At 54.5% G+C, this 13,971-nt stretch carries 12 protein-coding genes; 6 read left to right on the forward strand and 6 right to left on the reverse strand.

Annotation, left to right across the window (positions count from 1 at the left end; all coding sequences use genetic code 11):
- Positions 1 to 24: 24 nt before the first annotated feature.
- Positions 25 to 945, reverse strand: a complete 921-nt coding sequence (locus MKY12_RS11020; RefSeq protein WP_339313798.1) for an ABC transporter permease subunit — start codon at positions 943 to 945, stop codon at positions 25 to 27.
- Between the two features lie 149 nt (positions 946 to 1,094).
- Between MKY12_RS11020 and MKY12_RS11025 the strand changes: the two genes are divergently transcribed.
- Positions 1,095 to 1,838 (forward strand): glycoside hydrolase family 16 protein, encoded by a 744-nt coding sequence (locus tag MKY12_RS11025; protein ID WP_051478359.1) that lies wholly within the window; start codon positions 1,095 to 1,097, stop codon positions 1,836 to 1,838.
- A 10-nt stretch (positions 1,839 to 1,848) separates the two neighbouring features.
- On the opposite strand, the gene MKY12_RS11030 is transcribed toward MKY12_RS11025, so the two are convergent.
- The 3 genes from MKY12_RS11030 to MKY12_RS11040 form a co-directional block, all read right to left on the reverse strand.
- A complete protein-coding gene (locus MKY12_RS11030) occupies positions 1,849 to 2,823 on the reverse strand; it encodes a phosphotransferase (RefSeq protein ID WP_339313800.1) in 975 nt (324 codons plus the stop codon).
- Between the two features lie 88 nt (positions 2,824 to 2,911).
- The gene (locus tag MKY12_RS11035) at positions 2,912 to 3,457 is read right to left on the reverse strand and encodes a MerR family transcriptional regulator (protein WP_036729788.1); all 546 of its coding nucleotides are present in this window, start codon (positions 3,455 to 3,457) and stop codon (positions 2,912 to 2,914) included.
- A gap of 268 nt (positions 3,458 to 3,725) precedes the next feature.
- Positions 3,726 to 6,839, reverse strand: a complete 3,114-nt coding sequence (locus MKY12_RS11040) for a glycoside hydrolase family 2 TIM barrel-domain containing protein (protein WP_339313802.1) — start codon at positions 6,837 to 6,839, stop codon at positions 3,726 to 3,728.
- Between the two features lie 159 nt (positions 6,840 to 6,998).
- Between MKY12_RS11040 and MKY12_RS11045 the strand changes: the two genes are divergently transcribed.
- Positions 6,999 to 7,793 carry an AraC family transcriptional regulator gene (locus MKY12_RS11045; RefSeq protein ID WP_339313803.1) on the forward strand — a complete coding sequence of 265 codons (795 nt, stop codon included), beginning with the start codon at positions 6,999 to 7,001 and terminating at the stop codon, positions 7,791 to 7,793.
- Between the two features lie 21 nt (positions 7,794 to 7,814).
- Here MKY12_RS11045 and MKY12_RS11050 read toward each other — a convergent pair whose 3' ends face one another.
- A complete protein-coding gene (locus MKY12_RS11050) occupies positions 7,815 to 9,275 on the reverse strand; it encodes an alpha-L-fucosidase (RefSeq protein ID WP_339313804.1) in 1,461 nt (486 codons plus the stop codon).
- 120 nt (positions 9,276 to 9,395) lie between these two features.
- On the opposite strand from MKY12_RS11050, the gene MKY12_RS11055 reads away from it, so the two are divergent.
- From MKY12_RS11055 to MKY12_RS11065, 3 genes are all read left to right on the forward strand, one after another.
- Positions 9,396 to 10,229, forward strand: coding sequence for an AraC family transcriptional regulator (locus MKY12_RS11055; protein WP_076073962.1), 834 nt, complete (start codon positions 9,396 to 9,398; stop codon positions 10,227 to 10,229).
- Entirely contained in the window at positions 10,229 to 10,759 is a 531-nt protein-coding gene (locus tag MKY12_RS11060; RefSeq protein WP_339313805.1) for a GNAT family N-acetyltransferase, read from the forward strand. Before MKY12_RS11055 ends, MKY12_RS11060 begins: the two co-directional genes overlap by 1 nt.
- A gap of 74 nt (positions 10,760 to 10,833) precedes the next feature.
- On the forward strand, positions 10,834 to 11,739 hold the full coding sequence (locus tag MKY12_RS11065) for a hypothetical protein (RefSeq protein ID WP_339313806.1): 906 nt from the start codon (positions 10,834 to 10,836) through the stop codon (positions 11,737 to 11,739).
- 115 nt (positions 11,740 to 11,854) lie between these two features.
- On the opposite strand, the gene thiD is transcribed toward MKY12_RS11065, so the two are convergent.
- Positions 11,855 to 12,667 carry a bifunctional hydroxymethylpyrimidine kinase/phosphomethylpyrimidine kinase gene (gene thiD, locus MKY12_RS11070; protein ID WP_339313807.1) on the reverse strand — a complete coding sequence of 271 codons (813 nt, stop codon included), beginning with the start codon at positions 12,665 to 12,667 and terminating at the stop codon, positions 11,855 to 11,857.
- A 185-nt stretch (positions 12,668 to 12,852) separates the two neighbouring features.
- Between thiD and MKY12_RS11075 the strand changes: the two genes are divergently transcribed.
- Positions 12,853 to 13,950 carry a glycosyltransferase family 2 protein gene (locus MKY12_RS11075; protein WP_339313808.1) on the forward strand — a complete coding sequence of 366 codons (1,098 nt, stop codon included), beginning with the start codon at positions 12,853 to 12,855 and terminating at the stop codon, positions 13,948 to 13,950.
- Positions 13,951 to 13,971: the final 21 nt, after the last annotated feature.

Raw genomic sequence — 13,971 nt, forward strand, 5'->3', positions numbered from 1 at the left:
TCTCCTTTCCAAGTGAATGTATGTTCAAAAAATACTGTCCCCCGTAAGCTTCTTGGAGCTCTGATTGGCTAACAGCAGCAGTCCCAGCGCTACAATAGAGCGGGCGAACAGGACGGCGGTGGAGAAGGAATGGCGCCCGGAGACCAGCCCCATGTTATAGATGTAGAGGTCCAGACTCTCCGCCATCTTCATGTTCATGTTGTTCTTCAGCATGAAGATCTGCTCAAAGTTGCTGCCGAGTATTCCGCTGACGGCGAGAATGAACAGAATGGCAATCGTGGGGCGGATGCTCTGCACCGTGATATGCCACATCCGCTGCCAGCGGTTCGCGCCGTCCAGCTCCGCTGCTTCATACAGCCCGGGATCAATGCCAGCAATGGCGGCTATGTAGATGATCGCGCTCCACCCGGTCTCCTTCAGCGTATCGGTGAAGAAGGTGATCCACCAGAAGTACTGCGGCTCACTGTTAAACAGGATATCCCGGTCCTGAAGCCCCAGCGCCATCATCAGCTGGTTAATGACACCGCCTTCGTCCAGCCAGTTGAGCGCGATGCCGCCGAAGATCGTCCAGGCGATGAAATGGGGCAGATAGGAGATCGTCTGCACCGTGCGCTTGAACCGCAGGCTGCGGATTTCATTCAGCAGCAGGGCGAAGTGAATAGGGATGGGAAAACCGAGAACGAGCTTGATGCTGCTCATCCCGAGGGTGTTGCGGATCGAGCGCCAGAACCGGTCATCTGTCAGGAAATCGCGGAAATGCTTCAGCCCGACAAACGGAGATTCCAGCATAGGCTTCGCGATACTGAAATCCATAAAGGCTATGATCAGCCAGAGCATGGGGATGTAACAAAAGATAAACATCCAGAGAATGCCCGGGATCACCATGCTCTGCAGCTGCCACTGCCTAAGAAGCGCTTTCATTTGTCCCGTTCGGGTGTGGAACATGTACTGTACCCCCTTCCTTCTTCATCGTATGAAAAAGGCTGGCGGAAAAAAAGGCCATGATTATTGGCCCTATCCCAATTTTTTGGATTCCTCCCGCTGGGGCCGGAAATTCAGTATGCTGTGAATACATGAAGGGAGTGGGCCAAACGATGAACAGACTGGTATGGGAGCAGGATTTCCAAGGGGGAACTGCTGATTTGAAGCTATGGAACATCCGCCTTGGCAATGATCTGCTGGACAATGACGGGAAAGCGATCTTCCCGGGCTGGGGGAATGGAGAGCAGCAATTCTATACGGGGCGGCGGGGGAATCTGTCGGTTGGCGAGGAGGGATTGCGGCTGTGTGCGCGCCGTGAGGTCACAGAGCAGGAGGGGCGGAGCTTCGCTTATACCTCGGCCCGGATCGATACAAGAGATCATTTCGCGTTCTGCTACGGCAGGCTGACCGTGCGCGCCAAGCTGCCGGCCGGGCAGGGAATCTGGCCTGCGATCTGGCTGCTTCCGCAGGATCAGGCGTATGGACCCTGGCCGGCTTCCGGCGAGATCGATATTCTGGAGGCGAAGGGGCGTCTGCCCCGGAAGATAGCCGGAACTCTGCATTACGGTGCAGACATCGAGCGGAAGATTGTTGAAGAGTTCACTTACGAATTAGAGCGCGGAACGATTGAAGAATTCCGGGATTACACGCTGGAATGGCAGGAAGGCTCCATGAGATGGCTGGTGGACGGGCACTGCTTCGCCGAGCGGCGGCTTGAGCCGGGGATGCCGTTCGACCAGCCCTTTTATCTGCTGCTTAATCTTGCCGTTGGCGGATGGTATGACCCTGTCGCGGTAGATGAAGCTGCGCTGCCTGCGGTAATGACGGTGTCGGGCATCCGGCTGTATCAGAGCTAAGGACTATCTCTCAGATCCCGGCAAAAATATCATTCAAGCGGTCCCAGTTGGCCGCGATCCAACGATTCTCCTGACGGAAGCGGACGAGCGGAGGGAATTCATCCTGCTGAGGCACAGCAATCCATTCGGCTTCCTTCCACCAGGTTAATTTAAGCGACCGGATGAGTGTACTTGCGGGCAAGGGGGTATATTCACGGTAGCCCGTCACGAAGGCCCGTACCCGGTCCAGCCCGATTCCGTCCTCAGATAACGCGCAGGAGAGGATCGGCCGGGCTATATCGAATTCCGGGTAGACGAAATGCAGCCGGTCGAAGTCAAGGATCGCCGCCACCTGATCTGCGCTGAACAGCATATTATCCACGAACAGGTCCCGGTGCCCCCAGCCCCGTTCGCAGTCCGCGAAGATGCCAGTGTCCATCCGGTCGATGATCCTCCGCTGAAGCTCAAGCGCCGATAGAGTATCCTCGCTCTGCCGGGCGGTGGCCTGATGATAGCGTGCCTCCCAGTTTCTCACCATTGACGCCTTACTGCGGACCTCCCAGTACAGCGGCAACGAAGCAGGCTGAGCGTTAAGTAACTTGTGCATCCGGCCGACCACCCTGCCCAACGAATACATCTGCTGCTCCGTGGCCGATCCGGGGGCAATACTGTGCCCGTCACACAGGGTCATCAGGACATAACGTTCCTGTGAAGGCGTTCTCAATACATAATTTCCCTCATGCGAAAATAGCTTCGGAACAGGAAGGCCTTCCAGGTACAGATGATCCTGATGGCTTAAGGAGACCTCCAGTCCGAGGGTGAGGGCTTCAGGGTAACGGATCTTGCTGTACTGCTTCACGAACAGACGGCCTTGATCACTGTCCAGCCTCCACTTCAGATTCAGGAAGCCCTGATCGATCTGGACCGCTTCAGTGACATGCAACCCGAATCTTTGTGTCATGGAGTCAAGGATCTCATCCCGGATTCTTGCGGCGGTGTCTGACATACAATATCTCCTCACCGGGGTAATATAGGGGCTGGGTTAGCGAAGTGTTCACACTAGTGTAATCTCTGTAATGCTGAAAGAGATAGGGTTACAGGAATGGAAAAAAAGAGCGCAATAGACCTCGCTTCCTTGGTGGAGACGTCAGCCTGCCAGCGGCAACCGGATAAAGCTCTTCACGCGGGGAGAGGGATGGACTGCCGGGCTTCTGCATCGTTTCCAGCGATGCGGATAATTCCTTAATCATTACTCGCATATCCTCAAGCTCTGCACGCTGCTGGAGCAGCTGTACCGAAACGATCTCGCTCGCTTTTTGATCCAGTGCATGTTCAATATACTCGATCCGGGACCATATTTTATTCATAGGATCACCGTCTGTATATAGGCTTGGATTCTCATGCAGCGGGCCCCTTGGCAGCTTGTCGTTCGTAAGATCCGGATCTATGCCTTCCAGTGCTTCCCCCTGATTAATACGGTCTTTAATATGATTGAGCTGGCTGATTTGCTGCTCCGAGAAGGTATAATGTCCAAGACGGTCCTTTGGAAAGAAATCGGGGAACATGGCCGCCCAGCGTTTGATCGTAGTCTGGCTAACGGACAGCAGCTCCGCAGCTTCCTTAGTTTTCAGAATTTCCATTTCAATCCCTCCAGTGTAGTAGTCTTCTATGAGTAATTCGTTATTCTTCGGCGGCTCCCTGCACAGGTGACAAAGGAAGTGCTGATTCGCCAAGCAAAGTGGTATTACGACTATTCTTGCTCTCTAGAGAGCAGTGCAATACTTACATTACGGAGGTAGAATCTATAAAAAAGAAAAAGCTTTCCATAACCCCTTCCGGGTAATTATGAAAAGCTATCTTCAGTTCATTACAGACATTGTGCTGAGCTGTCTTAAGGGAGAAGGCTAGTTATAGCAGGGAGAGCTTGAACTTGAAGGTATACGGACGGTTGGCAGGTAAAGTGAACTGTTCATGGGTTGGCGCACCCCAGCTGTCATCGCCGCCCACGCCCATTTGCTTGTAATTGACACGCAGCACGGTCTTGTCAGAGGCTGGCAGCTTGTAGCCGTGGTCGCTGGCTTCAAGCTCTGCCGGAGACCAAGGCAGCGCATTGACTTCAAGCGGTACGGCCCCTTCCACGGATAATCCGTGTCCTTCGCTTCCTGCGGTGACGGAAGCATACCGTACATCGGTCTTGTTGCCGCACTCCTGAGGGCGGAGATAATTCGTGAACTGCTCACTGACCTTGCCTGTGTAGAGTCCCAGCGGAGCTCCGGCCTTACGGTCCCAATAGTTCTCATGCGGCCCGCGGCCATACCAGAGAATCGTGTCCAGGCTGTTGTCCAGCTCGAAGACCATCCCGAATTCCGGGATCTCCGGCAGGGTGCTGCTGCCCGGGTTAAGCTCCTGTACAATCTCGACCGAACCATCCGTACGAATCTCGTAATGAACACGCAGGGTGGACTGCGGCTGCGTACCCAGCAGATAGTCAGCGGTCACGAAGCCGAGGCCCCCTTCCACACGGCAGCTGAACCGGGCCAGCTGACGCTCGTAGGACGCTTCCTTCCAGATCGCGCAGCGCTCAGGATGCTTGTTGCCCAGATCATTGTCGGTTACAGCTCTCCAGAAGTTAGGTCTGACCGGTGCGTGCAGAGCTTCCTTCCCGGAGGACTTCAGCGAGACAAGCGCGCCGGTTGCTGTCTCGAAGGCAAGCGTGAATCCGTTGCCCTCGAAGTTCACGAATCCATCCTGCTCCTTCACTTGCAGGGTGCCGCCCGAAAGTTCCGGGTTACGGGACGGAATATACGGGGTTAACACGAACTGTTCCCAGGCAACTTCATGCGCGGCCTCAGACCAGTCGGTTGCGTCCTCTTGAACGAACGACACCGTAAGTACAGCTTCCTTGTCAGATTCCAGCAGCGCTGAATCCAGCGGAACCGTGAAGCTGACCGCTTCGCCAGGTGCTGCGGAGAGCGGCAATTGTCCTTCCTGGGCCGCTACGCCGTTCAGCGCCAGCGTCCATCTCAGCTGATAGTCTGCCAGATCCGTGAACAGGAAGTTGTTGCGGGCCTCGAAGCTCCCGCTCTTCAGATCCAGTGCGGTGATGGTGATATTCTGATAGCATTTCTTCACCTCGTAGAGCTTAGGCGTCACGCTGCGGTCCGCGAACAGCAGCCCGTTGCCGCTGAAGTTGCCGTCATGCGGCTTCTCTCCGAAATCCCCACCGTAAGCCAGATAAGACACGCCTTCAGGAGTGGTTGTACGGATCGCCTGATCCACCCAGTCCCAGATGAATCCGCCCTGAATGCTGTCATATTTGTCGAACAGCTCCGTGTACAGATGCAGGCCGCCGCAGGAGTTGCCCATGGCATGGCTGTATTCACATAGAATGTACGGCTTCTTCGGATTGCTGAGAGCGTACTCCACGACTTCATCCGGCTTGATGTACATCGTCGATTCAATATCGCTGGCCGCGTCCGAAGGTCTGTAATGATAAGTGCCTTCATAATGCACCGGACGGGTCGGGTCAGCTTGCTTCAAGTGGTCATACATGGCCAGGAAGTTATCGCCGCCGAAGGATTCGTTGCCAAGCGACCAGATAATGACGGACGTGTGGTTCTTGTCGCGCTGCATCATGGAGTTACAGCGGTCAATGACGTTCGCGCGCCATTCCGGGCGGCTGCCGGGAACGTTCCCCTCATGCAGCTCCTTCTGCCCGTATTGCCAGGAGCCATGTGTCTCCAGGTTCGTCTCGTCAATCACATAGAGACCATATTCATCGCACAGCTCGTACCATACCGGTTGATTCGGATAGTGGGAGGTCCGCACGGCATTGATATTGTGCAGCTTCATGAGCTTAATGTCGGTGATCATATCTTCCTTGGAGAGCGCACGGCCGGTATCGCAGGAGAATTCATGGCGGTTCGTTCCCTTGAATACAATCCGTTTGCCGTTAATCTTCATCAGGCCGTCCCGGATCTCGAAGGTCCGGAAGCCTGTCTTGCAGCTGAGCGCTTCCAGCAGCTGTCCCTGATCGTCCTTCACCGAAATCAGCAGGGTGTAGAGGTTAGGCTTCTCCGCGCTCCATTTCAGCGGGTTCTTTACGGCTGCGGACAGCTTAAGCAGCTGAGTTCCTTCTTGTTCAAAAGCAAATCCGGCTGACACCGGCGCTGCCCATACCGGCTGCTGCTTGCTGTCGTAGAGCTGTACTTCAACGGTGTGTGCCCCGATGACCCGGTTATAATAGTTCTCCAGAGTCAGGTCGACCTGCAGCTCCGCATCGGTGAAGCTCTTGTCCAGCTCGGTGCGGACGAAGAAGTCGGCTACCCGTACTGGAGGCGCAGTGTAGAGATAGACATCGCGGAAAATTCCGCTCAGACGCCAGAAGTCCTGATCTTCCAGCCAGCTTGCATCACACCAGCGGTAGACTTCAACGGCCAGCTTGTTCTCGCCGGGAAGCAGGTAGGCGGTGATATCGAATTCTGACGGTGTGAAGGTATCCTCAGAGTATCCGGCAAGTTCGCCGTTCACCCATACATAGAAGGCGGATTCCACACCCTGGAAGCTGAGGAATACCGGCTGTCCATCCCAATCCTGCGGAACGCTAAAAGAACGGATATAGGAGCCAACGGGATTGTATACCGTCGGAGCGAAGGGAGGCTTCAGATCCGGCTCGGATACCTCCCAAGGATAGCGTACATTGGTGTATTGGGGATAATCATATCCCTGGAACTGCCAGTGGGAAGGGACGGCGATATCTGCCCAGCCGGCAGCGTCGTATCCGGCCTTATAGAAGTCCTTGATCCGTGCATCCGGTGTCTCGGCAAATGCGAATTTCCATGTTCCGTTGAGCGTCTGGTAACGGGATGAGGACGCTTTATCCCCTTGCAGAGCGTCGGCTGCTGCCGGGAAGGACATCATGGAGGCGTGGGCATCTATACGGTTCAATTGAAAAATCTCAGGATTATTGTTCCATTCGGGATATCCGTTGGCAGGCTGCTGATATGAGAGTTTGTTGCGCAAGTTAACATCTCCTTATATTGTTATATTCATATTATAGAATGGGAAATGTTCTGGGTATATATAATGATTTTGTTTAGATATAATAGAATATGAAACTAAGTGATGCCAGATTGCATCTAGAGGGAGACTGCTATGGACAGTACGATGATCTTTTGCGAAATGGAAGATATGCTTCTGCTGCCCCTGTATCCCATGACCATCGGGTATTGGGAGCATCAGGGGGAGATGTCCCGGCCTGCGGGCTTCCCGGATTATCAGCTGCACCAGGTCCTCGGCGGCAAGGGTGAAGTGAATATCAAGGGGAAATCCTATATTGCCGAGGCGGGCGATATCTTCTGTCTCTACCCGGATGTGCCCCACTCTTATACGCCGCTTACCCGCGAATGGGAGCTGGCTTGGATCTCCTTCAACGGAAGAGAAGCAGCCCAGATGCTGCTCTACGCCGGAATACGGGAGTCCGGGGTGGGACGTCTCAGAGCAGAATCCATCCTTGCTCCGCTTGAGGAGATGCTTACGCTCTCCTGCGGCAATGAGCTTCAGGACAACATGGAGCGTTCCAAGCTGCTGTACGCGCTGCTGCTCGATCTGAAGCGCAGCCTGCTTCCGGACTCGAATGAGGACAATGAGCTTGCGCGGATGAAGCCGGTCCTGCAATATATTGAGCTTCACCTGCACCGCCCGCTGCTGCTGAAGGAGCTGGCCGAAGTGGCGTCAGTCTCGCCGCAGTATCTGTGCCGGCTGTTCCAGCGGACCGTCCGTGAACGTCCGGTGGCCTATATTAACAAGCAGCGGATCAACCGGAGCAAGCAGCTGATGTTCAGCAGCCGGGGTCAACGGATCTATGAAATCGCCCAGCGGGCAGGCTTCGAGAATGTCAGCTATTTCTGCGCCGTCTTCAAACGGATTACCGGCATGCAGCCGGAAGAGTGGAGAGGACTGCACGGATTGGACTAGAGGAGCGGCTTCAAAGATAGCTCACGCCAGCTCCAGCTTGAACACAACCGGCAAGGCGCTTGTGACCGCAGTGGTGCGGATCGTTAAGGCCTCAGTATCCCGTTCCCAGGCCGGCTGCTCGCTGAACCCGAGGACTGTAATGTCCCTCAGGATTCCCTCGAAGCAGGGGGATTTCTCCCGGAGCGACTGGATGCGCACAATACCATCTTCCGGGTACACCAGGACGGTTGCATACAGGCAGCTACCCTTCACGGTGAAGCGGATGTCTTCCGGTGTGAACGTTTTGGCCTGGCCATCAGTAAATTGTCCTTCTTCAATACGTGTCGGCCCTTCACCAAATATGCGCCAGAAGGAGGTATCATAGATCGCTTCTCCGTTTGTTCCCAGCCAGCTGCCGATGGCCGTTAGAATTGCCTGATCCTCCTCTGCGAAGCTGCCATCGGCCTTGGGCCCCACGTTCAGGAGCAGATTGCCGTTCTTGCTGACGATATCGACCAGGTCGCGGATGATTTCTGCGGCGGATTTGTAATCGTTATTCTCCGTATAACACCAGGAATTACGCGCTGCCGCCGTATCTGTCTGCCAGAAGAAGGGCTTCAGCTCGGCGAATTGCCCGCGCTCGACATCGGGGACCGCACTGCCGAACATGAAGGCATCATGCTTATAATTAATAGCTGCCGGCATTCCGCGCTCTGCCGCGCGATTGTAGTAGTAGGCCGCGAACTTTTGCAGATAGGGCCGGAAGGCCGCATTCTCAATCCACCAGTCGAAGTAAAAAATTTTGGGCTGGTACTGATCGACCAGCTCGCAGCAGCGGATCAGCCAGTCCTCCAGATACTCCCCGGACGGGGGAGAGCCATAGGGATCATGATGATCCGGTTCCGGCATAGCCGGCCAGTAGAAGTCGCCGCGGACAAGCGGCTCGCGGATATCGGAGTCGAACGCCTTGCCGTGGGACATGAAGAACCAGTGCTCCGCACGGTGGGAGGAGACGCCCAGCTCCAGCCCCTGCTCTGCGAAGGCCGCCTTCAGCTCGCCGAGAATATCCCGCCCGGGACCCATGTCATAAGTGTTATAATGAGAGACAGCGCTTTTATACATCTGGAAGCCGTCATGGTGTTCCGCCACGGGAATGACATATCTGGCGCCGGAGGCCTTGAACAGTGCAGCCCACCCGCCCGGATCGAACTGCTTCGCTGTGAACAGGGGAATGAAGTCCTTGTACCCGAACTCCTTGTGGTTCCCGTAGACTGCCAGATGATGCTCATATTCCTTCGTGCCCTGAATGTACATATTGCGTGAATACCATTCATTGCTGAAGGCCGGAACCGAATACAGCCCCCAGTGAATGAAGATCCCGAATTTGGCCTGGCGGTACCACTGCGGCACCTCATAAGCGCTTAGCGACTCCCAATTCGCCTTGTAAGGGCCGTTCTTAATCGTCTCGTCAATAACCTGCAGATAATCAGTTGTGTTCATCATGCGCCAGTCATCTCCCTTTGTATGAGGTAATGCCTTCATTGTACCGGACGGCAGGACAGGTAAGAATGTACGGCACTAACTTTTTGATGTACAAAAATAACCTTTAAGGCGGTCTGTCCCATGGACTCCCATACTCTGCTTACCAGCTACCTGGCCAATCTCAAGGTTGACCTGATCGTAGCGGACTATAACGAATGCTCTACGGACTGGAGGGATCTGGACTATACTCCGGATTACAGCAAGTTTTATTACATAATCGGGGGAGAAGGCTGGCTGAAGATCGGGGATAAGGAGTATTATCCGAAGCCGGGTGAGCTGATTCTAATGCCGGAGGGTGTGAGGCAATCCTATGCCTGCATCAGCGAACGTCCCTTTCTCAAATACTGGTGTCATTTCAGTGCCAAGGTCGGGGAGATGAACCTGTTCCGTGTGCTTGAGCTGAGTCATGTCTGTATTCCTGAGAATCCCGCTGCGGTTGAGGCGGCGTTCAAGGGGATCACCGATAGTGCCAGATCTGATGCGGTCTACGCCCCGCTGCTGGCGAGAAGCAAGCTGCTTGAGCTGATGTCTTATTACATGATGAATCTCAAGCTGGATGAGCTGTCTTATAAGAATCTCGGGGCGGCCCGGAAGCTGACGGCTGTCCTGGATTATATCGCGGAGAATATCGAGCAGAATATGACCATTCATGATCTTGCCGAGATTGCATACATGCACCCGAACTACTTCATGCGCCTGTTCAAGCAGCAGATCGGCGTGCCCCCCATCCAGTACATTACCCGGCAAAAGATTGAAAAGGCCAAAGAGCTGCTGACCACCACTTCCGGTTCGGTCAGTGCGATTGCCGACCAGCTCGGCTTCGGCGATCTGTTCTATTTCTCCAAGCAGTTCAAGAAGCATGCCGGGCTTACGCCCACCGAATTCAGGAAACACAAGAGCGGAGGGATGATATAGTGATTCTGGAACAGAGCAGAGGTTATCAGATCCGGTTAATGGATGAGCAGGCGGCCAGGGAGATTGTTAATTGGAGATACGAGACGCCATATGCCCTGTACAATATGCTGGACGCGGCTGATGACGCAGAGGATATCGAGGAGCTGCTGGACGGCTCTTATTTCAGTGTAGCTGCGGCGGACGGAGCGTTGATTGGGTTCTTCTGTTACGGACAGAACGCGCAGGTGGGGGAAGGGATAGAGAGCGGACTCTACCTGGATGGAACTTCCCTCGATATCGGCTTGGGGCTAAGGCCGGATCTGACCGGGCAGGGCCGAGGACTGGCCTTCCTGCAAGCGGGGATGAAGTTTGCAGAGCGGACGTATGACGCGAAGAGATTCAGATTGTCGGTGGCTGCCTTCAACCTGAGGGCAGTTAGCGTGTATAAGAAGGCAGGCTTCGTCCTCCGGCATAGCTTCGTACATCAGCACGGGGACAGCGAAATGGAGTTCCTGCTGATGGAGACCCGGGACATTGCTGCCCGCCTATAGCGCGAGTGGAGAATTCAGGGTGAAGTCTGTTAATATAGAACTACGGCATCATCCATATCAAAGGAGAATTCAATGTGAACGAGAACCTGAAGCAAGCGTATGTACAGTTAGGATTACCTGAAACCGTAACCAGAGAGGAACTGAACAAGCGGTTCGATCTGCTCCTGAAGCGAAGACGCGCCCTGACCACAGAGGAGGAGATAGCAGCCTACGAAGCGGATTTCCGGGCGTACAAGCTGATTCTCGATACCTGGGATGAGCAGGAGATCCAGAAGGCTGAAGATGAACGGCTTGCCAAGTATGGACGCTTCTCCGGTACGGCAAGCAAGTGGGAGACCTTCATGCGGCTATACCGGACACATGTGATCCTCGGCATTATCGGGCTGCTGGTAGTGATTTTTGGCGGGAAGGCCCTCTATGACAATTATCAGCATAGACAATATCTAGCTTCTCTGCCGCCAGTAGATGCTAAGATTATGTTCATCGGCAGCTTCGGAGTCACGGATACCAGCGGCAAGACTGAGGAGCTGGAGAAGGCGATCATCGCGGCTTACCCGGAATGGAAGCGGGTGGAGACGGTGATGACGTATCTGCCCAGAACGGGCGACGGCTCCGACTCGCTGGATATGAACTATATGCAAAAGGCAGTTGTGGAGCTGGCGGCGAACCGGCCGGATATTCTCGTGCTGGATGAGGCCACTGTCAAGTGGATTGGCGGGCAGACCGGATTCCAGAATCTGGAGGCAATCACGGCGGACGGGAAGCTTGCCGCGGATGATACCCGCATGCAGTGGGGAGTCAATGAGGACACCGGCAAGAATGAGCTGTACGGTGTGGATATTCTGAAATCCCCGTTCATCTCGGAGCTGCCTATCAATTATAATGCGAAATCCATCATTATGGGAGTACTGAATGACAAGGACAAGGATAAGATGCTGGAGTTCGTGAAGCATATTGCGGAGGAACCGACCGTTAAGTAAGCAGGATATACAGTACACCAAAAAACCTCTCTTCACCGATGAACTGGACAGTCATCAGGAAGAGAGGTTTTTGGTATGCCTATTGCTCAATTACATGCTTGTTAAGGGTCCAGCCTTACTGCTCCAGACGATAGCCCCCGTGGAATACAGGGCCGACATATTCATTGAACGCATATCCGTTACGGATGGCGGCGGATACGAAATCCTTCGCCTTCACCACTGCATCCTTCACCGACAAGCCGTTAGCCAGCCCGCCGGTAATCGCTGCGGCGAAGGTGCAACCGGCTCCATGGTTATGGGCAGGCTCGATCTTCGCAGTCTCCAGGACGAGGTATTCGCTGCCGTCGAAGAAGATATCAATCGCCTTGTCGCCGCCCAGCGCCTTGCCGCCCTTGACGACAACATTCCGGGTGCCAAGCTGATGGATCAGGCGGGCAGCATCCTTCATCTGATCAAGCGTAGTCAGCTTGCCGAGACCGGAGAGCACTCCGGCTTCGAACAGATTCGGAGTAGCCACGGTAGCCAGCGGCAGCAGCAGATCACGGATGGCATCTGCACTCTCCGGGTTCAGTACTTCATCCTCGCCTTTGCATACCATAACCGGATCGATCACGACATTGGTCTGTTTGTTGTTCTTCAGGGCTTGTTCAGCCACCTTAACAATCTCCACACTGCCGAGCATACCGGTCTTCATGGCATCTACTGGACCACCGGCGAAGATCGTCTTGAGCTGTTCGGCAACGATGGCAGCATCGATAGGGTATACATTGTGGTGCCAGCCCCGGTCAGGGTCCATCGTCACAATGGTAGTCAGGGCACTGAAGCCGTAAGTGCCGTATTCCTCAAAGGTTTTGAGGTCTGCCTGAATGCCTGCGCCTCCGCTGGAGTCACTGCCGGCAATGGTTAATGTCTTAATGATTTTTGACAAAGGTAACGTCCCCTTCTTGTATATGAATAGTATGCTGCTTATTATAACAAAAATCATCGGCTTAGTCCGCAAAAAAAGTATAAGCTCCAAAAACGCCCCGCAGCCCTTAGGTGAGAGCAAGGGTTCCCGCTCTGCTGTACTGCATATCATGATAGTCTAGTGGATTATGTATTCAGGAGGCTGCCATGATTGAGATCAGTTTATGTATGATTGTCCGCAATGAGGAGAAGAGCCTGTCCCGCTGCCTGACTTCTGTGGAAGGGCTGGTCGATGAGATCATTATTGTGGATACGGGATCGGCAGACCGCACCAAGGACATTGCCGCTGCCTTTGGAGCCGTAATTTATGATTTTACCTGGATTGACGATTTCTCTGCTGCCCGTAATTTCGCCTTCAGCAAGGCGACCCGGAACTATATCTTCTGGCTGGATGCGGACGACTATCTGAAAGAAGAGGATCAGGTACTGTTCAAGGAGCTGAAGTCTTCGCTGCCGGGACAGGTGGACAGTGTGAATATGCAGTATAATCTCGCTTTTGACGGGGAAGGGAGAGTGACGGCCTCCTTGCGGCGCAACCGGCTGGTCCGCCGGGCTTGCGGGTTCAAATGGATCGGTCCGGTGCATGAATATCTGGAGGTGTACGGCCCATCGCTGGCAAGTACCGTCTGTGTTACCCATGAGAAGGATAAGGCGTACACGGACCGTAATCTGCGGATCTACCGCAGACGGGAAGCGGAAGGCGAGAGCTTCTCTGCGCGCGATCAATATTATTACGCCAATGAGCTGCGCGACCACGGAATTCACCGGGAGGCCTGCCGGTATTACGAGCTGTTCCTCAGCGGCGGGCAGGGCTGGATTGAAGATAATATTCAGGCCTGCCTGCGGCTGGCCGAATGCCTGGAAGCGCTGGGGGACAAGGAAGCGGCCTTCACTGCGGTCACCCGCACGCTGCAATATGATGCCCCGCGTGCCGAAGGCTGCTGCCGGCTGGGGGCCTGGCATCTGGAGAAGGGCCAGCTTCATCCGGCCATCTACTGGTTTGAGCTTGCTATTCAGCTGCCCGGACAGGCGGAGTCCATGGGGATGAAGAATGAGGCCTTCGCCACCTGGATTCCGAATCTGCAGCTTGCGCTCTGCTATGACCGGCTGGGCCAGCATGAGCGGGCCAACCGCTATAATGAGACTGCGCTGCTTCATTCCCCCAGCCATCCCAGCATGCTGTATAACCGGAATTACTTCCAGAAGCTACTGGGCGACAAGTATGTCTCCTTGCAGCAGCCTTGAACACATAGCAAGCGCTCCCCT

Source organism: Paenibacillus sp. FSL M7-0896 (assembly GCF_037975415.1).
In the GTDB taxonomy this organism is placed as follows: domain Bacteria; phylum Bacillota; class Bacilli; order Paenibacillales; family Paenibacillaceae; genus Paenibacillus_AQ; species Paenibacillus_AQ silagei.

Coding starts and splice junctions, on each gene's coding strand:
- MKY12_RS11020 (WP_339313798.1), bottom strand. CDS start 945: ATGTTCCACACCCGAACGGGACAAATGAAAGCGCTTCTTAGGCAGTGG.
- MKY12_RS11025 (WP_051478359.1), top strand. CDS start 1,095: ATGAACAGACTGGTATGGGAGCAGGATTTCCAAGGGGGAACTGCTGAT.
- MKY12_RS11030 (WP_339313800.1), bottom strand. CDS start 2,823: ATGTCAGACACCGCCGCAAGAATCCGGGATGAGATCCTTGACTCCATG.
- MKY12_RS11035 (WP_036729788.1), bottom strand. CDS start 3,457: ATGGAAATTCTGAAAACTAAGGAAGCTGCGGAGCTGCTGTCCGTTAGC.
- MKY12_RS11045 (WP_339313803.1), top strand. CDS start 6,999: ATGGAAGATATGCTTCTGCTGCCCCTGTATCCCATGACCATCGGGTAT.
- MKY12_RS11050 (WP_339313804.1), bottom strand. CDS start 9,275: ATGATGAACACAACTGATTATCTGCAGGTTATTGACGAGACGATTAAG.
- MKY12_RS11055 (WP_076073962.1), top strand. CDS start 9,396: ATGGACTCCCATACTCTGCTTACCAGCTACCTGGCCAATCTCAAGGTT.
- MKY12_RS11075 (WP_339313808.1), top strand. CDS start 12,853: ATGATTGAGATCAGTTTATGTATGATTGTCCGCAATGAGGAGAAGAGC.